The 22,125-nt window shown below is 72.1% G+C and carries 22 protein-coding genes; 7 read left to right on the top strand and 15 right to left on the bottom strand.

Annotated elements, in window-relative coordinates:
• The first annotated feature begins 52 nt into the window (after positions 1 to 52).
• Entirely contained in the window at positions 53 to 412 is a 360-nt protein-coding gene (locus IE95_RS0107720) for an HNH endonuclease signature motif containing protein (RefSeq protein ID WP_129429510.1), read from the top strand.
• Here IE95_RS0107720 and IE95_RS0107725 read toward each other — a convergent pair.
• From IE95_RS0107725 to IE95_RS0107760, 8 genes are all read right to left on the bottom strand, one after another.
• A complete protein-coding gene (locus IE95_RS0107725) occupies positions 390 to 1,346 on the bottom strand; it encodes a phosphoribosylaminoimidazolesuccinocarboxamide synthase (RefSeq protein WP_030151049.1) in 957 nt (318 codons plus the stop codon). The two genes, IE95_RS0107720 and IE95_RS0107725, sit on opposite strands and share 23 nt — an antisense overlap.
• Positions 1,347 to 1,414: 68 nt before the next feature.
• Positions 1,415 to 2,704 (bottom strand): phosphoribosylamine--glycine ligase, encoded by a 1,290-nt coding sequence (gene purD / locus IE95_RS0107730; RefSeq protein ID WP_030151050.1) that lies wholly within the window; start codon positions 2,702 to 2,704, stop codon positions 1,415 to 1,417.
• An 11-nt stretch (positions 2,705 to 2,715) separates the two neighbouring features.
• Positions 2,716 to 3,276: a signal peptidase I gene (locus tag IE95_RS0107735; protein WP_051702873.1), complete on the bottom strand. Its 561-nt coding sequence runs from the start codon at positions 3,274 to 3,276 to the stop codon at positions 2,716 to 2,718.
• Positions 3,277 to 3,352: 76 nt separating this feature from the next.
• Positions 3,353 to 4,705 (bottom strand): RCC1 domain-containing protein, encoded by a 1,353-nt coding sequence (locus IE95_RS0107740; protein ID WP_030151052.1) that lies wholly within the window; start codon positions 4,703 to 4,705, stop codon positions 3,353 to 3,355.
• On the bottom strand, positions 4,702 to 5,439 hold the full coding sequence (locus IE95_RS19525) for an LPXTG cell wall anchor domain-containing protein (protein ID WP_030151053.1): 738 nt from the start codon (positions 5,437 to 5,439) through the stop codon (positions 4,702 to 4,704). The genes IE95_RS0107740 and IE95_RS19525 overlap by 4 nt, the downstream gene beginning before the upstream one ends.
• Before the next feature lies 1 nt (position 5,440).
• Positions 5,441 to 5,980 carry a hypothetical protein gene (locus IE95_RS19530; protein WP_051702874.1) on the bottom strand — a complete coding sequence of 180 codons (540 nt, stop codon included), beginning with the start codon at positions 5,978 to 5,980 and terminating at the stop codon, positions 5,441 to 5,443.
• Positions 5,981 to 6,363: 383 nt separating this feature from the next.
• On the bottom strand, positions 6,364 to 7,650 hold the full coding sequence (locus IE95_RS0107755; RefSeq protein WP_030151055.1) for an adenylosuccinate synthase: 1,287 nt from the start codon (positions 7,648 to 7,650) through the stop codon (positions 6,364 to 6,366).
• Between the two features lie 330 nt (positions 7,651 to 7,980).
• Positions 7,981 to 8,421 carry a DUF3151 domain-containing protein gene (locus IE95_RS0107760; protein WP_030151056.1) on the bottom strand — a complete coding sequence of 147 codons (441 nt, stop codon included), beginning with the start codon at positions 8,419 to 8,421 and terminating at the stop codon, positions 7,981 to 7,983.
• 69 nt (positions 8,422 to 8,490) lie between these two features.
• Here IE95_RS0107760 and IE95_RS0107765 point away from each other — a divergent pair, with 69 nt between their 5' ends.
• On the top strand, positions 8,491 to 8,829 hold the full coding sequence (locus IE95_RS0107765) for an STAS domain-containing protein (protein WP_030151057.1): 339 nt from the start codon (positions 8,491 to 8,493) through the stop codon (positions 8,827 to 8,829).
• 7 nt (positions 8,830 to 8,836) lie between these two features.
• Here the strand turns inward: IE95_RS0107765 and IE95_RS0107770 are convergent, their stop codons facing one another.
• Positions 8,837 to 11,179 carry a SpoIIE family protein phosphatase gene (locus IE95_RS0107770; RefSeq protein WP_129429511.1) on the bottom strand — a complete coding sequence of 781 codons (2,343 nt, stop codon included), beginning with the start codon at positions 11,177 to 11,179 and terminating at the stop codon, positions 8,837 to 8,839.
• 114 nt (positions 11,180 to 11,293) lie between these two features.
• On the opposite strand from IE95_RS0107770, the gene IE95_RS0107775 reads away from it, so the two are divergent.
• Complete coding sequence (locus tag IE95_RS0107775; protein WP_084689952.1) at positions 11,294 to 11,749, top strand: STAS domain-containing protein; 456 nt, start codon at positions 11,294 to 11,296, stop codon at positions 11,747 to 11,749.
• Positions 11,750 to 11,906: 157 nt separating this feature from the next.
• Here IE95_RS0107775 and fbaA read toward each other — a convergent pair whose 3' ends face one another.
• The gene (gene fbaA / locus IE95_RS0107780) at positions 11,907 to 12,929 is read right to left on the bottom strand and encodes a class II fructose-bisphosphate aldolase (protein WP_030151060.1); all 1,023 of its coding nucleotides are present in this window, start codon (positions 12,927 to 12,929) and stop codon (positions 11,907 to 11,909) included.
• Between the two features lie 170 nt (positions 12,930 to 13,099).
• Entirely contained in the window at positions 13,100 to 13,795 is a 696-nt protein-coding gene (locus tag IE95_RS0107785; protein WP_030151061.1) for a TrmH family RNA methyltransferase, read from the bottom strand.
• Positions 13,796 to 13,870: 75 nt separating this feature from the next.
• Here IE95_RS0107785 and IE95_RS0107790 point away from each other — a divergent pair, with 75 nt between their 5' ends.
• Both IE95_RS0107790 and IE95_RS0107795 read left to right on the top strand, forming a co-directional pair.
• Positions 13,871 to 14,704 carry a DedA family protein gene (locus IE95_RS0107790; protein WP_084690011.1) on the top strand — a complete coding sequence of 278 codons (834 nt, stop codon included), beginning with the start codon at positions 13,871 to 13,873 and terminating at the stop codon, positions 14,702 to 14,704.
• Positions 14,701 to 15,474, top strand: a complete 774-nt coding sequence (locus tag IE95_RS0107795) for an HAD-IIA family hydrolase (RefSeq protein WP_030151063.1) — start codon at positions 14,701 to 14,703, stop codon at positions 15,472 to 15,474. Before IE95_RS0107790 ends, IE95_RS0107795 begins: the two co-directional genes overlap by 4 nt.
• Positions 15,475 to 15,644: 170 nt before the next feature.
• Here the strand turns inward: IE95_RS0107795 and IE95_RS0107800 are convergent, their stop codons facing one another.
• Genes IE95_RS0107800 through IE95_RS0107815 form a run of 4 tightly spaced genes read right to left on the bottom strand, consistent with a single transcriptional unit; the run spans position 15,645 to position 19,335 of the window.
• Positions 15,645 to 16,034 (bottom strand): universal stress protein, encoded by a 390-nt coding sequence (locus IE95_RS0107800; protein ID WP_030151064.1) that lies wholly within the window; start codon positions 16,032 to 16,034, stop codon positions 15,645 to 15,647.
• A complete protein-coding gene (locus IE95_RS0107805) occupies positions 16,034 to 17,593 on the bottom strand; it encodes a tripartite tricarboxylate transporter permease (protein WP_030151065.1) in 1,560 nt (519 codons plus the stop codon). The genes IE95_RS0107800 and IE95_RS0107805 overlap by 1 nt, the downstream gene beginning before the upstream one ends.
• Entirely contained in the window at positions 17,586 to 18,260 is a 675-nt protein-coding gene (locus IE95_RS0107810) for a tripartite tricarboxylate transporter TctB family protein (RefSeq protein WP_084689954.1), read from the bottom strand. Before IE95_RS0107810 ends, IE95_RS0107805 begins: the two co-directional genes overlap by 8 nt.
• 1 nt (position 18,261) lies before the next feature.
• A complete protein-coding gene (locus IE95_RS0107815; RefSeq protein ID WP_084689955.1) occupies positions 18,262 to 19,335 on the bottom strand; it encodes a Bug family tripartite tricarboxylate transporter substrate binding protein in 1,074 nt (357 codons plus the stop codon).
• A 226-nt stretch (positions 19,336 to 19,561) separates the two neighbouring features.
• Between IE95_RS0107815 and IE95_RS0107820 the strand changes: the two genes are divergently transcribed.
• Both IE95_RS0107820 and IE95_RS0107825 read left to right on the top strand, forming a co-directional pair.
• The gene (locus IE95_RS0107820) at positions 19,562 to 21,328 is read left to right on the top strand and encodes an ATP-binding protein (protein WP_051702875.1); all 1,767 of its coding nucleotides are present in this window, start codon (positions 19,562 to 19,564) and stop codon (positions 21,326 to 21,328) included.
• Positions 21,325 to 22,053 (top strand): response regulator, encoded by a 729-nt coding sequence (locus tag IE95_RS0107825; RefSeq protein ID WP_036571473.1) that lies wholly within the window; start codon positions 21,325 to 21,327, stop codon positions 22,051 to 22,053. The genes IE95_RS0107820 and IE95_RS0107825 overlap by 4 nt, the downstream gene beginning before the upstream one ends.
• Positions 22,054 to 22,125 lie beyond the last annotated feature (72 nt).

The raw sequence follows: 22,125 nt of genomic DNA on the forward strand, positions 1-22,125 counted from the left end.
ACCGGAGCGCATGGACCAGTCCGTGTCGGAGGCTCCGCCTACGATCGAACACATGTTCGATCCGTTGCTCGCAGCCCGTCCCGGGCCCGGGGTCCAGGTGATCGCCGCCGTGCTCTCGCGGGACCGCACGTGCACGTTTCCTGGCTGCTCGGTCCCCGCGTTCCGCTGCGACCTGGACCATGTGGTCCGCCCTGCGCCGCGAGAGCCGGACGCCCCCGAGCCGGACGTCCGGCCCGAGGACCTCATCTCCCTGTGCCGGCACCACCACGTGGTCCGGGCACGGTCCGGCTGGCGCCCCGACCTCGCGGCCGACGGCACGGTCCGCTGGACGTCACCGACAGGGCACCGCTACGTCCGCGAGCGCCTCGGCTCCCCGACGGGCTCGGGGCTCAGAACAGGGACTCGCCCGTGATCCGCTCGTAGGCCTCGAGGTAGCGGTCGCGCGTGCGCTCGACGACGTCCGCGGGCAGCGAGGGCGGCGGCGCGTCGGACGCGCGGTCCCAGCCCGAGGCGCCCGAGGCGAGCCAGTCGCGGACGTACTGCTTGTCGAAGCTCGGCTGCGAGCGCCCCGGCTGCCACTGGTCGGCGGGCCAGAAGCGCGAGGAGTCGGGGGTCAGCACCTCGTCGCCCAGGACGGTCGCGCCCGTGACGGGGTCGATGCCGAACTCGAACTTGGTGTCGGCGAGGATCACGCCGCGCTCGCGCGCGATCTCCTCTGCCTGCGAGTAGACGGCGAGGGTCAGGTCGCGCAGTCGGGTCGCGGCGTCGAGCCCGATGGTCCCCGCGACGACCTCGAACGACACGTTCTCGTCGTGCTCCCCCACCTCGGCCTTGGCTGCGGGGGTGAAGATCGCCTCGGGCAGGCGTGACCCGTCGACGAGCCCCTCGGGCAGCGGAACTCCGCACACCGTACGGTCCACGCGGTACTCGACGAGGCCCGAGCCCGTGAGGTAACCGCGGGCGACGCACTCGACGGGGAACATCTCGAGACGGCGGCAGATCATCGCGCGGCCCGCGACCTGGTCCGGCACCAGGCCGTCACCCGGCATGGCGCTGGCCTCGGTGCTGACGACATGGTTCGGGACGAGGTCCGCGAGCTTGTCGAACCACCACAGGCTGAGCTGGGTCAGGACGACCCCCTTGTCGGGGATGCCCGGGGACAGCACGTGGTCGAACGCGCTGACGCGGTCGCTCGCGACCACCAGGACGACGTCACCGAGCGGGTGCGCGCCGCCGAGGTGCGCGAGGTCGGGCTCGTACAGGTCGCGGACCTTGCCCGAGTAGACGTGCCGCCACCCCGGGAGTTCGAGGTGGGCCGTGTCGAGGGCGTCGCGCGAGTCAGTCACGGCGCCTAGTGTCTCATCCGCGATGAAGGGTGCCCGGGGGCGTCCGGATGTCGAGGCCCCGGTCCCGGTCAGCCGCGCGCGGCCTTCTCCGCGATGTCGGTGCGGTGGTGCGAGCCGGGCAGGACGACCTGGTCGACGCCCGCGTACACCCGGCGACGCGCCTCCGAGAGATCCGCGCCGCGTGCGACGACCGACAGCACGCGGCCACCTGCGCTGCGCAGCGTGCCCTCGTCGAGCGCCGTGCCCGCGTGCAGGACGTGTACGCCCTCGACCGTCTCGGCGCCGTCGACGCCCGTGATCGGGTCGCCGCTGCGGACCGTGGAGGGGTAGCCGTTGGCGGCGACGACCACGGTGACCGCGGCGTCGTCGGACCAGCGCAGGCGCGGGAAGTCCGCGAGCTCGCCGCGCGCCGCTGCGCGCAGCACCGCGGAGAGCGGGGTCGTGAGGCGGGCCAGGACGACCTGCGTCTCCGGGTCACCGAACCGCGCGTTGAACTCGACCACGCGGGTGCCGCGGCTCGTGAGCGCGAGACCCACGTAGAGGACACCGGCGAACGGGGTGCCGCGGCGCGCCATCTCGTCGATCGTGGGCTGCGCGACCCGGGTCACGACCTCCTCGGTCAGGTCTTCCGGGGCCCACGGCAGCGGGCTGTAGGCGCCCATGCCTCCCGTGTTGGGTCCGGCGTCGCCGTCGAACGCGCGCTTGAAGTCCTGCGCGGGGGCCAGGGGGACGACGCTCGTGCCGTCGGACAGGCAGAAGAGCGAGACCTCGGGACCGTCGAGGTACTCCTCGATGACCACGACGGGGTCGCCGGCGCCCGGGCGGGGCGTCGCGAAGCAGGCCTGCGCGTGCTCGAGCGCCTCCTGGCGGTCGTCGGTCACGACGACGCCCTTGCCCGCCGCCAGCCCGTCGTCCTTGACGACGTAGGGGGCCCCGAACGCGTCGAGCGCGTCGGCGACCTGGTCGATGTCGGTGCAGACGTGCGCGAGCGCGGTCGGGACCGACGCGGCGGCCATGACGTCCTTGGCGAACGCCTTGGAACCCTCGAGCGCGGCAGCCTGCGCGCTCGGCCCGAAGCAGTCGATGCCGGCCGCGCGCACCGCGTCCGCGACCCCCGCGACGAGCGGCGCCTCGGGGCCGATCACGACGAGGTCCGCACCGAGGCGGGTCGCGAGCCCCGCGACGGCCTCGCCGTCGACCGCACTGACGGCGTGCAGGGTCGCGAGCTCGCCGATGCCCGGGTTCCCGGGGGCGGCGTGCAGCTCGTGCGCCTCCGCACCGGTGGCCGCGGCCTCCTGGGCGAACGAGTGGACGATGGCGTGCTCGCGGGCACCCGAACCGATGACGAGGATCTTCACGGGACCGCAGTCTACCGATCCGGCGTCGGGGACCCCTGGGCGTCCACGGCGTCGGGGGTCTCGGTGGCGTCCTCCTCGTGCTCGGGGCGCTTCTTCGACGAGGGCATGAGCGCGAACCCGACCAGCGCGCACGCCGCGACGACGATCGGGATACCGACGGCCGGGCGCCGCAGGACCTCGACCGCGTCCCGGGCTCCCGGGATCCGGACCATGGGCACCAGGGCGTCCTCGACGACGTAGGGCTCGGGGTCGTCGACCGGGTTGTTGTCCCCGCGCAGCGTCAAGGTGCGGGCGTCGCCCGGCCCGTCCTCGACCTGGACGACTCGGTGCGTGACGAGCACCCCGTCGCGCGTGAACACGCTCACGACGTCGCCGACCTCGAGCGTCGAAGCCGGGACGCGGCGCGAGACGATCCCGTCGCCCACCTCGTAGGTGGGGATCATCGAGCCCGAGACGACGACGAGGGACTGCAGGTTGCCCGTCTGGATACCGAGGAACAGCACCAGTCCGAGCACGCCGGCGGCTGCGGCGACCGTGAGGAACGCGTCGCCGACGCGCTTGAGCCACTTCATGCGGTACCTCCGGGGACGGGTCGACGATGCATCCACGGTGCCACGAGCGGTCCGGCCCCCGCTGGCGCCACGCGTGTCATTCCCAGGTCGGCCAGGTCTGCGTGGCTGCCCAGGGGAAGACCTTGCGCGCGCCGGGCCCGGCGGCTCCCTCGATCCCGAGCTGCCCCTTCGCGTCGCTCCCCCAGCAGAAGACCCGGCCACCCGTCGTCAGGGTGCACCCGTGGTCGACCGACACGTCGACGGTCTCCAGGACGCGGTCCTCCCCCATCTGCTTGGTCAGGATCCGCTCGGGCCTGTCCCGCACGACCGGGACGCTCCACTCGTCCTCGTTGGCGCCGGTCTGCGCGGAGGAGTTGTCGCCCCAGCAGTAGGCGGCGCCGTCGTGAGCCAGGACGCAGGCGGTCTTCCCGCCGAGGTCGACGAGCCGCGAACGCAGCTCGGTCAGGGCGCCGCGCACCTGGAGCGGGGTCGTGGACATCTCCACCTGGGCGCCGTTCGTCGACTGCCCGAGCTGCTTGGCCGAGTTGTCGCCCCAGCAGAAGGTCCGCTCGCCGTTGTCCGGCCCGGACCCGATGACGCACGCGAACTCGTCGGCGACCGAGACGTCGCCGCTCGTGAACCCCGCGAGCGCGCCCGTCGTCACGACCCGGACGGGGGTGAGGCTCTCGCTGGTCGTCCCGTCTCCGAGCTGCCCTCGGGCGTTCTTCCCCCAGCAGTAGGGGATGCCGTCCGCGACGAGGCAGGCGGAGTCGTCGCCGACGCCGATGTCCGTCACCGTGGCGGACGCGGGCAGGGCACCGCCCGAGATCTGGACCGGGGTGCCGGTCCTGCCCACCTGGGTGTGCGTGTCACCCCAGCAGTAGGCCTTGCCCGCGGCGACCACGCACGAGCTCGACGCGCCGAGCTCGAGGTCGGTGGCCGCCGACTCGTCGCTGCGCGCCGGGACGCGCACCGGCAGTGTCGAGTTCGCGACGCCCTCGACCCCGAGCTGGCCCCGGTCGTTGAGTCCCCAGCAGAAGACGGCGTCGTCGGTCGTGGCGCACGTGTGCGACGTGCCGGAGTCGATGTCGAGCACGGTCCGGCCCTGCAGCTCCCCGCGCACGGGACCCACGAACACGTCGGACGACGTGGTGTCCCCTGTCCCCAGCTGACCCACCGAGTTGTCCCCCGTGCACCAGACCTCACCGCTCACGAGGGCGCACGAGAAGTCGGCGCCGGTGGCGACCGCGGTCGGGATGCCGGCGGTCGCGATCGCGACCTCACCCTGGGAGTCGACGGCGTCGGTCCAGGCGGCTGCGGTCGGCTGGACGCCGCCGGCACCCCAGAGCGCGGTCCCGACCACGAGCAGGAGCGCGAGCACGGCCGCCGCGCGCTCGCGCAGCCGACGGGGAAGGGACGGGCGGGTACGGGTCGTCGCTCGATCGGTCACGGTCTCTCCTCTCGTCGTCGGCGACGCACGAGCGCCGCACCGATCCCGAGCAGCGCCCCGGAGAGCGCAGCAAGGGTCCACACGTCCGCGCCGGTCAGCGCGAGGGGCCCGCCGCCGGAGCCGTCGCCGGCTGCCCCTGAACCGTTGGTTCCCGAGCCGTCGGCCCCGCCGGACCCGTCCGGACCTGACGGGTCCGTCCCGGTGCCTGGCGTCCCCTCCTGCTCGCCGCGCAGCGCGAGGTCGTACCGGATGCTGCCGGTCGCCCCCGCCGGTACGCCCTCGTCGAGCGTGACGGAGACCTTGAGCACGGTCGTGGTCCCTGCGGGCAGGACCACGTCCTGCCGAGCGGCCCCGGCCTGCCCGCCCCGCCACCCGTCGACGACGACGACCGCGCCGGTCGGGCAGTCGTCGCCCACCCACGTGGCGTGGCACGCCTCGACGACCGTGCTGATCGACGGCGCGAGCTCTCCGCTCGTCGTGACACGGACCTCGACGACGGAACCGTCGGTCGCGTGGGTCGAGGCCAGGTCGACGATGGTCGACCTGGTCTGGCCCGGCGACATGCCGTCGAAGGAGAACGACCGTGGCAGGGGGCTCACCTCCCCGGCCGACGCCCTGGCGGGCGACTCCACGGCCACGGCGGCGCCGGCTCCTCCGAGGAGCCAGGCACCGCCCAGCGTGCAGAGGGTCGTCACCCCCACGACGGCACGCGCCGTACGTGGGGTCGACGTCATGTCAGGGGGTCACCTCGGTACCCGTGACCTGGACCGTGATCTTCGCGGCCTTGCCCATGGCGCCCTGGTTCGGCCCCGTGACGCTGGTGTCGGGGTTCGTGAACTGGTAGGTGACGTCGATCGGGACGACCTCGTTGGGCGCGAGCGCGTCGGGGTTCTCGCTCCCCGTGGGGTTGTAGGCGGCCGTGACGGTGAGGAACGACGCGGCATCGCCGGTGACCGTCACGGCGGGGGTGTCGACCAGGTCTGCGGCATTGGTCGAGGTCGCCGCGTTCCTGACCCAAACGGTCCGGGTCACGGTCTCACCGGGGGCGAGGTCCTCGACGACGGGGATCGTGAGCGCGACGCTCTCGGTGGTGCCTTCCTGGAAGCCGGTGTCGGCACCGGTCACCGAGCCCACCAGGTTGAAGGACGAGGTGGACACGTCACCCGCGAACCAGACGTTGTCGCTCCACAGAGCGCTGGTCGCGGCGACTCCGACCCCGAGGACGACCAGTCCTGCGAGACCGACCTTGATCTTGCGGCTGCGTGATTCCTGCATGAGACACCCATCTCTCTCGGTCAGGGTGCGAGCGGCCGGTGCCGACGCCCCTGAAGTTCCCTCGCGGTCACCCCAAGAAAGCGCCGTTGCCTGAAGCTCCTTGGTACGCCAATACCATATCGAAGCGTCGCCGCGACATGAAGACACGCCGACATCTTCACCCGGTCGGCTTGTGCACACCTGTCCGTTTTTCTGACGGGTACGTGATGAACGCCACGCGCTTCGGCCCCGACCACGACGAAGGCCCCGCGCTCCGCACGCCTCACGGCGAACGGGGCGCAGGGCCTCGTCGTGGTCGAGATGCCCGCTCCGACCAGGTTCCCGCCCTGGAAGGGCGAGTCACGACCGGTACGTGCGTCTCAGAGACGCTTCGGGAGAGTCTCTCAGTGGAGCAGGTCGTGCAGCGGGATGATCGCGTCGCGCGACGGCCCCACACCGATCGCCGAGACCCGCGCCCCCGAGAGCTCCTCGAGCGAACGCACGTACGCCTGGGCGTTGGCCGGCAGGTCCTCGAACGTGCGGCAGCCGGAGATGTCCTCGGTCCAGCCGTCGAACTCGGCGTAGATCGGCTTCGCGTGGTGGAAGGCCGTCTGGTCCGTCGGCATCTCGTCGTAGCGGACGCCGTCGACGTCGTACGCGACGCAGACCGGGATCTTGGGGATGCCCGTGAGGATGTCGAGCTTGGTCACGACGAGGTCCGTGATGCCGTTGACACGGCTCGAGTACCGGGCGATCACCGAGTCGTACCAGCCGCACCGGCGCGCACGACCCGTGGTCACACCGAACTCACCGCCGGTCCTGAGCAGGTACTCGCCCATGTCGTCGAAGAGCTCCGTGGGGAACGGGCCCTCGCCGACACGGGTCGTGTACGCCTTGATGACGCCGATCACCGAGGTGATCTTGGTGGGGCCCACACCCGACCCCGTCAGTGCCCCGCCGGCCGTCGCGTTGGACGACGTCACGAACGGGTAGGTGCCGTGGTCGACGTCGAGCATCGTGGCCTGGCCCCCCTCGAACAGGACGTTCTTGCCCGCGTCGAGCGCCTGGTTGAGGATCAGCGACGTGTCCGCGACCATCGGCTTCACGCGGTCCGCGTACGCGAGCAGCTCCTCGACGGTCTCGTCGACCGTGATCGCGCGGCGGTTGTAGACCTTGACCAGCAGGTGGTTCTTCTGGTCGAGCGAGCCCTCGATCTTCTCCGCGAGGATCTTCTCGTCGAACAGGTCCCACATGCGGATGCCGACACGGTTGATCTTGTCGGCGTACGCCGGCCCGATCCCGCGGCCGGTCGTGCCGATGCGACGCTTGCCCAGGAAGCGCTCGCTGACCTTGTCCATCGTGCGGTGGTAGCCCGCGATGACGTGGGCGCTGCCGGAGACCAGCAGGCGCGAGACGTCGACGCCGCGCGAGATCAGGTCGTCGAGCTCCTGGAAGAGGACCTCGATGTCGACGACGACCCCGTTCGCGATGACGGGCGTGACCCCGGGCGACAGGATGCCGGAGGGCAGCAGGTGCAGGGCGTACTTCTCGTCGCCGACGACGACCGTGTGCCCGGCGTTGTTGCCGCCGTTGAACTTGACCACGTAGTCGACCCGCGACCCGAGGAGGTCGGTCGCCTTGCCCTTGCCTTCGTCGCCCCACTGGGCACCGATGAGCACCACGCCTGGCATGGATTCCCCACTTTCAGACTGCCTGTTCCTCGGACCGGGTCACGGACCGGCACCGACCGGCACGTACGTCAGGACTGTCCGGTCGGCGAGCGACCGCGTCGCGCACCATCGACCGGGGTCGACGCACGGCGCGTACCGCCGACGGGTCCTGCGCGGGCCCGAGGCGCGTCCGGGCGGCAGTCACCCGGAAGCCTGGACGAGTTTACCTGCCATTGACCTCGGCGGGCCCCTCGGCCCACCGGCGCGCTTCCCGCAGCCCGACGGCGCAGCGTGCGCGACGCCGTCGGGCCGCGGGAGCAGGCGCAGGCATGCGGCGACCCTGCGCGGACGTCAGCCCGCGAGAGCCCCGACCTCGTCGGCCGACGTCCCCGAGTCCACCAGGAACTGGGCGCAGCGCTCGGCCTCGCCCTCCTCGCCGATGAGGGACGCCGCACGCGAGAGCGCGAGCAGGGCCCGCAGGAAGCCCTGGTTGGGCACGTGGTCGGCCGGGATCGGGCCCTGGCCCCGCCAACCGGCGCGACGCAGCGCGTCGAGCCCACGGTGGTAGCCCGTGCGGGCGAACGCGTACGCCGTGACAGCCGCGTGCTCGCCGCCGTCGCGCAGCGACGCCTCGGCGAGGAGAGCCCACGGGAGCGAGGACGCGGGATGGGCCCCGGCCAGGGTGAACGCGTCGTCGCCCCGGGCGATCGCCGTGTCGACGTCCGGCTCGGCCGGCAGACGGACGGGAGCAGGCCCGTCGAGGAGGTTGCGGTGCGTGGGTGCGTGGGACATCCGGCGATTCTCGCAGGCCACGGACGAGCGCGCGTGCAACCGAGGGCCGCGCGGCCTAGAGTCATGGACATGATCGAGATCTCCACGTCCCCCGCGACGACCACGCTCGTCATCGCCGGGGACCTCGATCTCGCGGAACGTGACCAGTTCCCGGAGATCGCGGCCCGCGTCGTCGGGCTGCGCCGTCAGCTCCTCGTGATCGACATGTGCCGCGTGACCTTCATGGACTCGACCGGCGCGGCCTTCCTCATCTCGCTCGCCGACTCCGGCCGCAAGCGCGGCGGGGCCACCGTCCTGCGCGGCTGCGACGACCGGGACCTGTTCGTGCTCGAGGTGTGCGGGGCCCTCGACCTGTTCCGCATCGACGCCGACCACCGGTGCGACCCGCCCGTGAGCGCGACCGCCTGACCGGCCCTCAGCCGCCCTCGGCCCTGGCCCCTCGGTCCGCGCGTTCCGCGGCCGACCGCAGCCGGGCCCATACGAGCTTGCCCGAGCCGGACGGCCGCCAGCCCCAGTCCGCGAGCCGCTCGACGATCTGCATCCCGAACCCGCCCATGCGGTGCACGTGCCCGTCGGTCGACACGGGCGGGGCGGGGTTGGAGTCCTCGACCTCGACGCGCAGACCGTCCCCGGTGTCGAAGAGCCGCAGCGCGAGGTGCCCCCACCCGTGCAGGACGCCGTTCGCGACGAGCTCGGACACGACGAGCTCGGCGTTGGCGCTGTCGCCGAGGTCCCACGCCTGGCAGGTGCGCAGGACCGCGTGGCGCGCCCGGCCGATCGACGCGGGCTCGCTCGGCAGGAGCCAGCGGCGGCTGCGAGGGCTCAGGGCCGACGTCACGGGGTCCGTCACGGGGTCCGGGACGCGGACCACGACGAGCGCGACGTCGTCCTCGGGGGCATCCGCGAGGCGCGACAGGAGCTCCTCGCCGATGCCCGCGGAGTCGATCGCCGTGATCGCCCGGGTCGCCTCGACCAGGGCGTCGAGGCCCACGCGCAGCGCCCTGTCGCGACGCTCGATCAGACCGTCCGTGTAGAAGAGCAGCACGTCCCCCGGCTGCAGGTCCGCCCGCCCCGTCGCACGCGTCCCGACCCCGAACCCGACGAGCGAACCACCCGCCTCGTTCAGCTGCGCGACCTCGCCGCCGCGCAGGAGGAGCGGCGGCAGGTGCCCGGCCCGCGAGTACTCGATCGTCCAGCGCTGCGCGTCTCCCGTGGCGCCGTCGTCGATCCCGCTCTCGTCGGCACCCGGCTCGTCGCTGCCGTCCTCGGACGGCGGCTGCTCACCGTGCCGCACGAGCGACGCGTAGACGAGGCTCGCGGACCGCGGGATGCGCATGCCGACCACGAGCTGGTCCACGCGCTCGAGGACCGGGCCGGGCGTCGTGAGCTCGTACGCGTACGACCGCACGACCGACCTGAGCTGGCCCATGGCCGCGGCCGCCTCGACGTCGTGCCCCACGACGTCCCCGATGACGAGCCCGACGACGTCGGGCGTGATCTGCAGGACGTCGTACCAGTCGCCGCCCACCTGGGCGTGCTCGGAGTTGGGTGCGTAGTACGTCCACACGTCGAGGCCCGTGACGTCGGCCTGCTCGGGCAGCATCGCCCGCTGCAGCGTCTCCGCGAGGCGGTGCTCCCGGGCGTAGAGACGGACGTTGTCGATCGCGAGGCCCGCGCGCCGCGCGAGCGTGCGCAGGACCGCGTCGGCGCTCTCCGGGTCCGAGACCGTGCCGGGCGACGCGGGCAGCCCGCTCGTCGCGAGCACCCCCAGCACCCGTCGGCGCCCGGCGATCGCGTGGAGCAGCACCTCGCGCGGCGTCCCCGCGAGCGAGGACGTGCGCTGCCGCACGTCACGGCTCAGCCAGCCCGAGGCCGACCACTGCGGGTAGTCCGCCGACAGGTCGAGCCGGACGGGGCCCTCGATCCGTCCGTCGAGCAGGTCCTGCACGGTGTCCTGCAGGTCGATCACGGTCCCCGGGACCAGGAGGGCCGGGCCCGTCGCGTCACCCAGCGCGTCGGTCTGCCCCATGGCCCCCTCGACGATGCCCGCACCGTCCGCGATGTACCGGCCGTGGCGCTGACCTCGACCGCTCGGTGGCGTCGTGGTGTCGATGCCCTCGGCGAACCGGAGCCCGTCGTCGTTCATGTAGAAGCCGGCCCACTCCACGAGCGCCCCCTCGAGGACGTCGCAGATCTCCCGCAGCGCGAGCGGGTAGTCCAGGTCGTTGAGCAGGTCCGAGGTCTCGGTGATGATCGCGAGCCCTGCGCGCTTGCGGCGTTCGAGCTCGAGCGACGCGAGCTGGGCCGCCGACCGGTCGACGTGCTCGGTGATGTCGACCATCGAGCCCGCCCAGTGGCCGACCTCGCCACCGGCCTCGTCGACGGGTGCGAGCGTGAGCTGGACCCAGATCATCGACCCGTCGTGACGTTCGTGCTGCACGGTGCGCCGGACCTCGCGGCCTTCGAGGACCCCGGCCCGGAAGTGCTCGGCCTCCGACTGGTCCGCGAGGAGGTCCGACAGGAACTGGGGCCGTCGCCCGACGACCTCGTCGGTCGAGTAGCCCGTGAGCCTGCTGAACGCGTCGTTGACCCACAGCACGGGCATGCCCGCGGACGTGGGGCCCAGGAGGAACGCCGCGATCCCCGACCGTTGGACGGCACGAGCGAGAGTCTCCGTCCCGCCGTCCGGCAGCGACGTCCCACCGGCGCGCGGAACATGGCCCCAGGAGCCCAGACCCAGGCTCGACGAGCCGACCATTTCCACCTCCGAACGACACTGCCGTGAGCGCGTTACTGTCCCGAGTGGACATTCAACCGTAGATTGGTGATCTCCGAGACCTGTGCGGGTCCGGTCCACGCTGGGAGGAGCAACGTGCGCGACGGTAACACCACGGCTGGTAGCGAGCCCGAGGACCCCGAACTCGGGGCGAGCGGCGTCGTCACGGACCAGGCCGATCCTGCGAGCGTCCACGTCATCGTCGGGGCGACCCGGGCACGGATCGTCCTGTCAGGCGAGATCGACGCCGACCTCGGCGCCGACCTCCTGGACGCGACGGCCGACGCCGAGGCCACGGGCCTGCCCGTCGAGATCGACGCCCATCACGTGACCTTCATGGACTCCTCGGGCGTCGCGTTCCTCGCGCGGCTCGCGCCCCGAGGGCCGCACCGGGTCCGGGTGCTGCGCGCCCCGCCGACGGTGCGGTTCCTGCTGGAGGTCACGCGCATCGGGGACATGCTCGACATCGTCGACGAGGACCCCGGCTTCGACCTGCCCGACGGCGTCACGCACCTCAACGGGAGCCGTCGCCTCCCGCGCACCGACCGCTGACGCGGCCCGCCCGGCCCTCGCTCCGCCGTCGGGCACCGGCACCCCCGGACGACACGCAGCAGGCCCCGGTCCGTCACGGACCGGGGCCTGCCGGCACTCCTGGTGGCGGGACGCTCCCGCCGGGCTCACCGCCCTCGCGGGCGGCTCAGCGAGCCGTTCAGCGGATCTTCTGGCCCGCGGAACGCAGCTGCTGCGACGCCTCGACGATGCGCTGAGCCATGCCGGCCTCGGCGAGCTTGCCCCAGGCGCGCGGGTCGTAGGCCTTCTTGTTGCCCACCTCGCCGTCGATCTTCAGGACGCCGTCGTAGTTGCGGAACATGTGGTCGACGACCGGACGCGTGAACGCGTACTGCGTGTCCGTGTCGATGTTCATCTTGATGACGCCGTTGTCCACGGCCTCCGTGATCTCCTCGAGCGTCGAGCCCGAGCCGCCGTGGAAGACGAGGTCGAACGGGTTCTCCTTGCCGATCGCGTCGCCGACGGCCTTCTGGATGTCCGCGAGGATCGACGGACGCAGCTTGACCGCACCCGGCTTGTAGACGCCGTGCACGTTGCCGAACGTGAGGGCCGTCAGGTAGCGGCCCTTCTCGCCCGCACCGAGAGCCTTGACCGTCGCGAGACCGTCCTCGACCGTCGTGTAGAGCTTGTCGTTGATCTCGGCCGTGTGGCCGTCCTCCTCGCCACCGACGACACCGACCTCGATCTCGAGGATGGTGCGCGCGGCGACCGAGAGCTCGAGGAGCTCCTCGGCGATGATCAGGTTCTCGTCGAGCGGCACGGACGAGCCGTCCCACATGTGCGACTGGAAGGTGGGCAGGCCACCGTTCTTGACCTGCTCGGCCTCGATCGCGAGCAGCGGGCGGACCCAGGAGTCCAGGTTCTGCTTGGCGCAGTGGTCCGTGTGCAGGGCGATGGTGACGTCGTACTTCTTCGCGACCTCGGTCGCGTAGGCCGCGAGGGCGAGCGAACCGGTCACGCGGTCCTTGATCGTCGAGCCGGACGCGTACTCGGCGCCACCGACGGAGACCTGGATGATGCCGTCGGACTCGGCCTCGGCGAAGCCCTGAATGGCGGCGGTCACGGTCTGCGAGGACGTGATGTTGACGGCGGGGTAGGCGAACTTGCCTGCCTTCGCGCGGTCGATCATCTCGGCGTAGACCTCGGGGGTTGCGATAGCCATCTGCAGAACTCCAATGACGGAAGGAGGTGGGTGCCGACGACACTGCCGCGCGCCCTGTTATCCCCATGATTTTGTCATGGATCCCTACCGGTGGTGTCGCCCGTCCCCCAGGTGGACGCTCGTCACCACGGGTTGGGACGTCTCACGGGGTGGGCCGCGGGACCGACGCGTCAGGGGACCACGAGGTGCTGCGTGACCCACGCGTGCATCGCGATCGCCGCCGCGGCGCCCGCGTTGATCGACCGCGTCGAGCCGTGCTGCGTGATGTGCAGGACGTCGCGGCTCGCCGCCCGTGCCTCGTCCGACAGGCCCGTGCTCTCCTGGCCGAACAGCAGCACGCACTCGGGCGGGAACGCGTAGCCCTCGATCGGGATCGAGCCGGGCACGTTGTCGATCCCGATGACGGGGATGCCCGCGCCGTCGCCCTGCTGGCCCGCCCACGCCAGCAGGTCCTCGACCTGGGGGTGGTGGCTCACGTGCTGGTAGCGGTCCGTGACCATCGCGCCGCGACGGTTCCAGCGGCGCCGCCCCACGATGTGCACCCCGGCCGCGTTGAACGCGTTCGCGGTGCGCACGACCGAGCCGATGTTGAGGTCGTGGCCCCAGTTCTCGATCGCGACGTGCAGGCGCCGGTCGCGCGGCCTGCGCGCGTCCATGTCCGCGACGACCGCCTCGACCGTCCAGTAGCGGTACGCGTCCACGACGTTGCGGCGGTCGCCGTGCTCCAGGAGGTCGACGTCGTAGCGCAGGTCGGTCGGCCACGCCGCCCTGCCCCCGGGCCACGGGCCGACACCCACCTCGACCTCGTCCTCGCGGCGGGGGGCGGGTACCTCGGCAGGTACCTCGGCAGGTTCCTGGGCGGGCAGCGTGTCGGGCGGAAGGTCGGTCACCCGGCCATTGTCCTCGCTCCCCCGGGCCCGGTGGCCCACTACGCTGGGTGCGTGCTCACCGACCTGCTCCTGACCAGCGCGCTGCCCGACGCGGTGGCCGCTCTCGCCCCCCTCGACGGGGGCCACGTGGTCGCCCTCGGGCCCGACTGGCTCGACGCGCGGAACATGATCGGCGGGTTCATCGAGCGCTTCGGCGTCTACGCGGTGTTCGGCATCGTCGCCGTGATCTTCATCGAGACCGGCCTGCTGTTCCCGTTCCTGCCCGGCGACTCGCTGCTCTTCACCGCGGGGCTGCTCGTCGCGCAGGACGAGCTGAACCTGTCGATCTGGCTCGTGTGCGCCATGATCTTCACCGCCGCGTTCCTGGGGGACCAGCTCGCGTACCTGATCGGCAACAAGATCGGTCCGCGGCTCTTCACGCCCGACGCGCGCGTCCTGAAGACCAAGTACATCGACCAGGCGCACGACTACTTCGAACGCTTCGGCGGTCGCACGGTCATCCTTGCGCGCTTCGTGCCCTTCCTGCGGACGTTCGCTCCCGTCGCCGCCGGCATGAGCGGCATGCGCTACCGCACGTTCGTGGTCTACAACCTGGTCGGCGCGTTCGTCTGGGGCGTCGGGGTGACGTTGCTCGGCTACTGGCTCGGCAACGTCCAGTTCGTCAACGACCACATCGAGACGATCCTCGTGCTGATCGTCGCGGTCTCCGTGATCCCCGTCGTGGTCGAGGTGCTCCGCGCCCGTCGGGAGTCCCAGCGGGTCAAGGCCGCGAGCGCCACCACCACGACCGGGACGGGCGCCGCGGAGGCGACCACGACCCCGGTGACAGGGCCCGAGACGTCGACGGACACCGTCGAGCACACCCCAGGAGAGGACCACCGATGACCCGCGTGATCGAGAGCTGGCTCACCGACATGGACGGCGTGCTCGTCCACGAGGGCCACGCCATCCCCGGCGCCCCGGAGTTCATCCGGGCCCTGCGCGACAAGGAGCGCCCGTTCCTCATCCTGACCAACAACTCGATCTTCACGGCCCGCGACCTGCGGGCGCGCCTCGCGACCTCGGGCATCGAGGTGCCCGAGGAGTCGATCTGGACGTCCGCGCTGGCCACCGCGCAGTTCCTGAGCGACCAGGTCCCGGGTGGCAGCGCGTACGCGATCGGCGAGGCGGGCCTGACCACGGCCCTCTACGAGGCCGGCTACACGCTCACCGAGTCGGACCCCGACTACGTGGTGCTCGGCGAGACCCGCACCTACTCGTTCGAGGCCATCACCAAGGCCGTGCGCCTGATCCTGGGCGGCTCACGCTTCATCTGCACCAACCCGGACACGACCGGCCCCTCGCAGCAGGGGCCGCTGCCTGCCACGGGCGCGGTCGCGGCCATGATCACCGCCGCGACAGGACGCGAGCCCTACTTCGTGGGCAAGCCGAACCCGATGATGTTCCGGTCGGCGCTCAACCGGATCGACGCGCACTCCGAGACGACCGCGATGATCGGCGACCGCATGGACACCGACGTCGTCGCGGGCATCGAGGCGGGGCTCTACACGTACCTCGTCATGACGGGCTCGACCAAGCTGCACGAGGTCGACACGTTCCCGTTCCGGCCCAGCAAGGTCGTCGACTCGATCGCGGACCTCGTCGACCGCATCTGAGCCCCTCCGGCGGACGGCCCTGCGCGAGGGCCGGCGTGCCGACCGGCGGCCCGGCCGCCCACGGACGCCCCGGCACCCGTGGGCGGCCTCACCGCGGTTCCCCGGGCAGCGCACCGCCCCGGTACCCCGACCAGCTCGGGGTACCGGGGCGGCGGTCCGTGGGCCGCGGATCAGGCCTTGACGGCCAGTACCGGGCAGCTCGCCCGCAGCAGGATCTGCTGAGGCGTCGAGCCGAGCACGAGCTTGCCCACCGGGGTCCGGCGGCGGAGGCCGACGACGATGAGCTCGGCGTCGACCTCGTCGGCGACCTCGAGGACCACGTCGGCCGGCAGGGCGCCGGACTTCAGGTGGCGCACCTCGTGGTCGACATGGGCCTCGTCGAGGATCTCGATGACGTGGGCCAGCTCGGCCTCGTCGGCCCACCGGGGGTCGACGAGCCGGTCGGACCGGGTCGCGTTGACGATCACGACCTTGGACCCGAGCAGCGCGGCCGACCGGCCCGCGGTACGGGCGGTGGCGGTTCCGAGGTCGCCGGGCGCGTAGGCGAGGACGACGGTCATCAGTTCACCTCCTGCGACTGGGATTCTTCACGAATCTCCTCGCCGAGCCGGGACAGCTCGGCGTTGGCACGCTTCTCGCGACTCTTGAGCCACAGGCCCAGGCCCACGATCACGAGGATCGAGACGTACGCGGTGGCCGCGAACGGGCTCGTCACGAGGTAGGAGAGGTCTCCCTGACTGATGGTCAGGGAGCGCCTCAGGCGGTCCTCGGCCATGGGGCCGAGGATCATGCCGACCACCATGGGGGCCACGGGGTAGCCGTAGCGCCGCATGAAGAAGCCGACCACACCGACGACGAGCAGGATGAGCACGTCGATCGGGGAGAAGTTGAGCGCATAGGACCCGAGCGCCCCGAACAGCAGGATGCCCGCGTACAGGTAGTGCCGGGGGATCTGCAGGACCTTGACCCACATGCCGACGAGCGGCAGGTTGAGGACGATCAGCATGAGGTTGCCGATGTAGAGGCTCGCGATGAGCGCCCACACGAGCGACGACTGCGTCTGGAAGAGCAGCGGACCGGGCTGGATCCCGTACGACTGGAACGCGACGATGATGATGGCCGCGGTCGCGGTAGTTGGCAGCCCCAGGGTCAGCAGCGGGACGAGGACGCCCGAGGCCGCGGCGTTGTTCGCCGACTCCGGGCCGGCGACGCCCTCGATGGCTCCCTTGCCGAACTGGTCCTTGTGCTTGCCCGCGAGCTTGCGCTCGGTCGCGTACGACAGGAAGGTCGCCACGTCGGCGCCACCGGCCGGGATGGTCCCGACGGGGAAGCCGATCGCGGTGCCGCGGAGCCAGGGCTTCCACGAGCGGCGCCAGTCCTCGGGCTTCATCCAGGAGCGCCACCCCTTCTCGACCGGGATGACGTGCACCGGTCCGTGCCGCAGGCGAGAGGCCACGTAGAGCGCCTCGCCCACCGCGAACAGCCCCACGGCGACGATGACGACGCTGAGCCCGTCGGCGAGGTTCGGGACGCCGAACGTGAAGCGCTGCTGCCCGGTCAGGGTGTCCGTGCCCATGAGCCCGAGGAACAGGCCGAAGGCCAGGGCGACCATGCCGCGTGAGACGGACCTGCCGAGGAGCGCTCCCACCGTGATGAAGGCGACGATCATGAGCGCGAAGTAGTCGGGTTCGCCGAGCTGGACCGCCCACTTCGCCATGACGGGGGCCACGAGCGTCAGGAGCACGGTCGCGATGGTGCCTGCGACGAACGACCCGATCGCGGCCGTGGCGAGCGCTGCCGCGCCGCGGCCGAGCCGGGCCATCTTGTGGCCCTCGAGCGCGGTCACGATCGAGGCGGACTCCCCCGGGGTGTTCAGCAGGATCGAGGTCGTCGAACCGCCGTACATGCCGCCGTAGTAGATGCCCGCGAACACGATGATCGCGGCCGTCGCGTCGAGCGAGTACGTCAGGGGAAGGAGGAGCGCGATCGTCATGGCGGGGCCGATGCCCGGCAGGACGCCGACCGCCGTCCCGATGAACACGCCGAACAGCGCGTAGAGCAGGTACACGGGCTGCGCGACGGTCGCGAAGCCTTCCATGAGTGCGGAGAGGTTATCCACGGAAGAAGCTCACCCCTTCGAGGAACGGGCCGGGGGGCAGCGACAGGCCGAGCAGTCCGCCGAAGACGAGCTGGATGACGAGCGCGAGGACGACGGCGAGCGCGATCGCACGCCACCAGGGGCGGGCGCCGAGCACGATCGCCGACCCGCCGAAGAGCAGCGTCGCCGCCACCGGCCAGCCGGCGAGGTTGATCGTGTAGACGTGCGCCACGAAGATGCCGCCGAGGAGCGCGACCGTCTTCCAGTCGGTCCTGACGTCCGGGTCGACGTCCTCGCCGTCGTCCTCCTCGCCGAACTTGCCGCGCAGGAGCCCGATCAGGACGAGGACGCCCGAGATCAGCAGCAGGCCGCCGACGAGATAGGGGAAGGCCCGGGGGCCCATGGTGGTCGCCGACCCCGGGACCACGATGGTCCCGGCGTCGACGATCACGAACACGCCGAGCGCCACGGTGACCCCGGCGACGACGTACTCGCCGATCCGCCGCCGGGGGGCCGGGACGGCGTTCGCCGCTTCGGCACCCGACGGCCCGGTCCCGTCGGTGAGCGGGACCTCTTCGGTCACCGGGTCCTGGCCGCGCGGGGCGGCACGGCGGCCCGTGGTGGCCTGGGGGGAGGCCCCGCCCGGTGCGGGGGATTCACCGGGCGGGACGACTGAGGACGGGGACATGTCAGACGACCAGACCGATGTCCTGCAGGACCGTCTGGATGTCGACGATGTTCTGCTGGAGGTAGTCGTCGAAGTCGGCGCCGGTGAGGAACGCGTCCGCCCAGCCCTTCTCCTCGAGCGTGGCCTGCCACTCCTCGGAGGCGTGCAGCTCGGTGAGGACGGCCTCGAGCGCGGCGCGCTCCTCGTCCGTGATGTCGGCGGGCGCGAGCACGCCACGCCAGTTCGTGAGGTCGAAGCCGTAGCCCGCGTCGTGGAGCGTGGGGACGTCGGGGAGAGCCTCGACCTTCTCGGGGCTCGTGACCGCGAGCGCGCGGACCGTGCCCGCGTTGACCTGCTCGACGTACTCGCCCACGCCGGAGATCCCGGCGCTGACCTTGTTGCCGAGGAGGGCGGCGAGGGACTCACCACCGCCCGAGTACGCGACGTAGTTGAGCGTGTCGACGACCTTCTCCGACGGGACGCCGGCCTGCTTGAGGAGCATCCCCGCGAGGATGTGGTCCGCGCCGCCCGCCGACCCGCCGGTGACGGTGACGTCCTTGCCGTTGGCGACGATGTCGTCCACGAGCTCCTTGAGCGTCGTGTACCTGGACTCGGCCGGGACGACGATGACGAGCGGCTCCTCCGTGAGGCGTGCGATCGGCGTCGTGTCCTCGATGCGGGCCTGGGACTTGTTGGTCTCGACCGCACCGACCATGACGAGCCCGGTCACCATGAGGGTGTTGGGCTCCGTGACGTTCGCGAGCGAGGCCAGGCCGACGGTCCCGCCCGCACCGCCCACGTTGGTCACGTTGACGGTCTTCGCCAGCCCGGTGCCCTGCAGCTCCTTCTGGAGCGCGCGGCCTGTCTGGTCCCAGCCGCCGCCGGGGTCGGCGGGCACGATGATGTCGAGCGAGGCCAGGCCGACCGCGGCGGGCTTGTCGCCGCCCTCGGAGGCCGGGGCCTCGCCGCCCGGGGTCAGGCCTGCGCAGGCGCTGAGGGCGAGGGCGAGGCTCGTGAGTGCTGCTGCGCCGACCAGGCGGCGACGCCCCGGCCGGCTGGTGCTGTGCCCGCTGCGCGGGCTGACGACGGATGCCATTTCTCCTCCTTGAGACCGGCCTCGCGACGTCGTGGTCCCGGGCCGTTGGTGTGCAGCGGAGCCTAGGAGCGCGGAGGCGGTGCGTGGTCGCTGAGGTCGTAATGGACGTTGTGGTCGTTGTGGTCAGGGCGATTTCCGGCGCCAGGTCACGGGTACGTCTCGGTTCTGCGCCCGAGTGGCGGACCGCCCCCGGGGCCTGAGGCACACTGGTCCGGTGGGATGGGCAATGCCGCTCAGGGTTCAGCTGCTCCTGCTGCAGGTCGTCATCGTCCTCGCCGTGGTCTCGGCCGCAGGCGTGGTCGCGGGGACCCTGCAGGAGCGGCAGCTTCGTGACGCGTACCTGGATCGGATGACCGGGGTCGCGCAGTCCGTCGCGGGGCTGCCTGCCATCAGGGACGCGCTGGGCTCGGCCGACCCGTCGGCCACCATCCAGCCCATCGCCGAGGTCATCCGCGAGGCCTCGGACGTGACCTACGTCGTCGTGACCGACGACGAGGGCATCCGCATGTCCCACCCCACGGAGGAACGCATAGGGGAACGTGTGTCCACCGACCCCTCGGTCCCCCTCTCCGGGGGGACCTACATCGGGACCCAGACCGGCACCCTGGGCGAGTCGTGGCGCGTCAAGGTCCCGATCTACGACGAGTCGGGGCGGACCGTCGTCGGGGCTGCGTCGGTCGGCATCCTCGAGTCGCAGCTCCACGCGGACTTCCGCGAGGACCTGGACGGCCTGCTCCTCGCGCTGGGCACCGCCGCAGCGGGCGGCGTCGTGTGCGCCTGGTGGGTCACGCAGCTGGTCCGTCGCAGGATCTTCCGGCTCGAGCCGGAGGAGATCGCGTCCCTGCTCGAGACGCGTGACGCGATGCTCCACGGCATCAGCGAGGGCGTCGTGGCCCTGGACCGCACCGGGCGGGTCGCCCTCGTGAACGACGAGGCGCGTCGCCTCCTGGGTCTGGGACCCGGCGAGGCCCCGGTCGGGTCGCTCGCGACCGACGTGCTCGACGGCCAGCTCCTGGAGCTCGCCGACCGGCCGGGCGACCACTCGAGCGGCGAGCTGCTCCTCGCGGGCGAACGCGTGCTCCTGGCCCGCGCCAACCCGGCCACGGTCGACGGGAGGGCCGTGGGCGCGGTGCTCGTCCTGCGCGACCACACCGAGCTGCACGCCCTCCTGCAGGACCTCGACGGCGCCCGTGACCTGACCGACGCGCTGCGCGCGCAGTCGCACGAGTTCGCCAACAAGCTGCACGTCGTCTCGGGGCTCCTCGAGCTGGGGCAGCACGTCGAGGCCGTCGCCTTCATCGAGCGTGCCGGGCACGGCGGGCTCCTCACGGCGAGCGTGATCGCCCCGGGCGTCCACAGCCCGCAGGTCGCGGCACTGCTCCTGGCCAAGGCGACCACCGCGCGCGAGCGCGGGATCGACCTCGAGGTCGACCCCTGCTCGGTGCTCGACGCCCCCGGCTCCCCCGAGGCGACGGCCCTCCAGCAGGACGTCCTGACGATCCTCGGCAACGCGATCGACAACGCGATCGACGCGGCGGGCCCCGGCGGGACGGTCCAGGTCCTCGTCCAGGAGGACGCCGAGGAGGTCGTCGTCCTCGTCGACGACGACGGCCCGGGCGTCCCGACGGCGTTGCGCGCCGCGGTCTTCCGGCCCGGCTTCAGCACCAAGCACGCGGGGGCCCAGGCTCCTCGGTCCGTCCGCCGGGTGCCGCGTGCCGGCGTCGGGCCGTCGTCGGTGCCCCGGTGGGACGCCCTCCGGCACGACGACGCCCCCTCACCCCAGCTCCAGCCGACGCCAGGCTCCGACGCGGGAACCGCGCGCGGCATCGGGCTCGCCCTCGTGCGACGGATCGTCGCCCGGCGGGGCGGCACCGTCGGTTTCACGACCTCACCGCTCGGTGGCGCGCGCCTGACGCTGACGCTGCCAGGGCGCTCCTCCGCGGCCCTCTCGGGGGCCGCACTCGACCGACTCGCCGGGACGGTGCACCGATGACTGCCACAGACGACCGACTGCGCACCCTGATCGTCGAGGACGATCCGCTCATCTCCCGCCTGCACCGCGGGTTCGTGGAGAGCCACCCACGCTTCGTCGTCGTCGGCGAGGCGCGCACGGGCGCGGAGGCGGTGCGAGCGATCTCGGTGCTCGAGCCGGACCTCGTCCTGCTCGACATCTACCTGCCGGACACGAGCGGGTTCGCGGTCCTGAACCAGCTCCGTCGGCGGCCCGGTCCGCCCGTGGACGTCATCGCGACGACGGCGGCGCGCGAGCTCGACAGCGTGCGACGCGCCATGGCGGGCGGGGTGCAGCACTACCTCGTCAAGCCGTTCACCGCGGCGGTGCTGCGCGGGCGGCTCGACGAGGTCGTCCGGTTCCGCGCGCAGGTGCGGGCGACCGACGGGGCGCTCGACCAGGCCACGGTCGACCGGCTCGTCCGGCAGGCCCGCAACGAGGGCCCTCAGCTGCCGAAGGGCCTGTCCGACCGCAGCCTGGAGCTCGTCGTCGGGGCTCTCGTCGACGTGTGCAGGACCGGCTCGGTCGACGCCTCGGCGGTCGACGTGGCCGAGGCGACGGGCATGTCCCGGGTCAGCGCCCGACGCTACCTCGAGCACCTCGTGGCGATCGGCCAGGCCGAGGTCAACCCGCGGTACGGCTCGGCCGGTCGGCCCGAGAACCGCTACAAGCCGCTCCTCGCGGTCAGCGCGGAGTCGCCGGCCTAGCGGCAGCGCGGAGCAGGAGGACGAACGGGCGGGCCGGGACCTCGAGAGGTCCCGGCCCGCCCTGGTCGTGCA

Source organism: Oerskovia turbata, from assembly GCF_000718325.1.
GTDB classification, from domain to species: Bacteria; Actinomycetota; Actinomycetes; order Actinomycetales; family Cellulomonadaceae; genus Oerskovia; species Oerskovia turbata.

Bases quoted from the DNA above. Each gene is read 5' to 3' on its own strand.
- IE95_RS0107765 (WP_030151057.1), top strand. From the start codon at position 8,491: ATGATCGAGATCTCCACGTCCCCCGCGACGACCACGCTCGTCATCGCC.
- IE95_RS0107770 (WP_129429511.1), bottom strand. From the start codon at position 11,179: ATGGTCGGCTCGTCGAGCCTGGGTCTGGGCTCCTGGGGCCATGTTCCG.
- IE95_RS19525 (WP_030151053.1), bottom strand. From the start codon at position 5,439: ATGACGTCGACCCCACGTACGGCGCGTGCCGTCGTGGGGGTGACGACC.
- IE95_RS0107735 (WP_051702873.1), bottom strand. From the start codon at position 3,276: ATGAAGTGGCTCAAGCGCGTCGGCGACGCGTTCCTCACGGTCGCCGCA.
- IE95_RS0107760 (WP_030151056.1), bottom strand. From the start codon at position 8,421: ATGTCCCACGCACCCACGCACCGCAACCTCCTCGACGGGCCTGCTCCC.
- IE95_RS0107815 (WP_084689955.1), bottom strand. From the start codon at position 19,335: ATGGCATCCGTCGTCAGCCCGCGCAGCGGGCACAGCACCAGCCGGCCG.
- IE95_RS19530 (WP_051702874.1), bottom strand. From the start codon at position 5,980: ATGCAGGAATCACGCAGCCGCAAGATCAAGGTCGGTCTCGCAGGACTG.
- IE95_RS0107755 (WP_030151055.1), bottom strand. From the start codon at position 7,650: ATGCCAGGCGTGGTGCTCATCGGTGCCCAGTGGGGCGACGAAGGCAAG.
- IE95_RS0107800 (WP_030151064.1), bottom strand. From the start codon at position 16,034: ATGACCGTCGTCCTCGCCTACGCGCCCGGCGACCTCGGAACCGCCACC.
- IE95_RS0107795 (WP_030151063.1), top strand. From the start codon at position 14,701: ATGACCCGCGTGATCGAGAGCTGGCTCACCGACATGGACGGCGTGCTC.
- fbaA (WP_030151060.1), bottom strand. From the start codon at position 12,929: ATGGCTATCGCAACCCCCGAGGTCTACGCCGAGATGATCGACCGCGCG.
- IE95_RS0107820 (WP_051702875.1), top strand. From the start codon at position 19,562: ATGCCGCTCAGGGTTCAGCTGCTCCTGCTGCAGGTCGTCATCGTCCTC.
- IE95_RS0107825 (WP_036571473.1), top strand. From the start codon at position 21,325: ATGACTGCCACAGACGACCGACTGCGCACCCTGATCGTCGAGGACGAT.
- IE95_RS0107720 (WP_129429510.1), top strand. From the start codon at position 53: ATGTTCGATCCGTTGCTCGCAGCCCGTCCCGGGCCCGGGGTCCAGGTG.
- IE95_RS0107810 (WP_084689954.1), bottom strand. From the start codon at position 18,260: ATGTCCCCGTCCTCAGTCGTCCCGCCCGGTGAATCCCCCGCACCGGGC.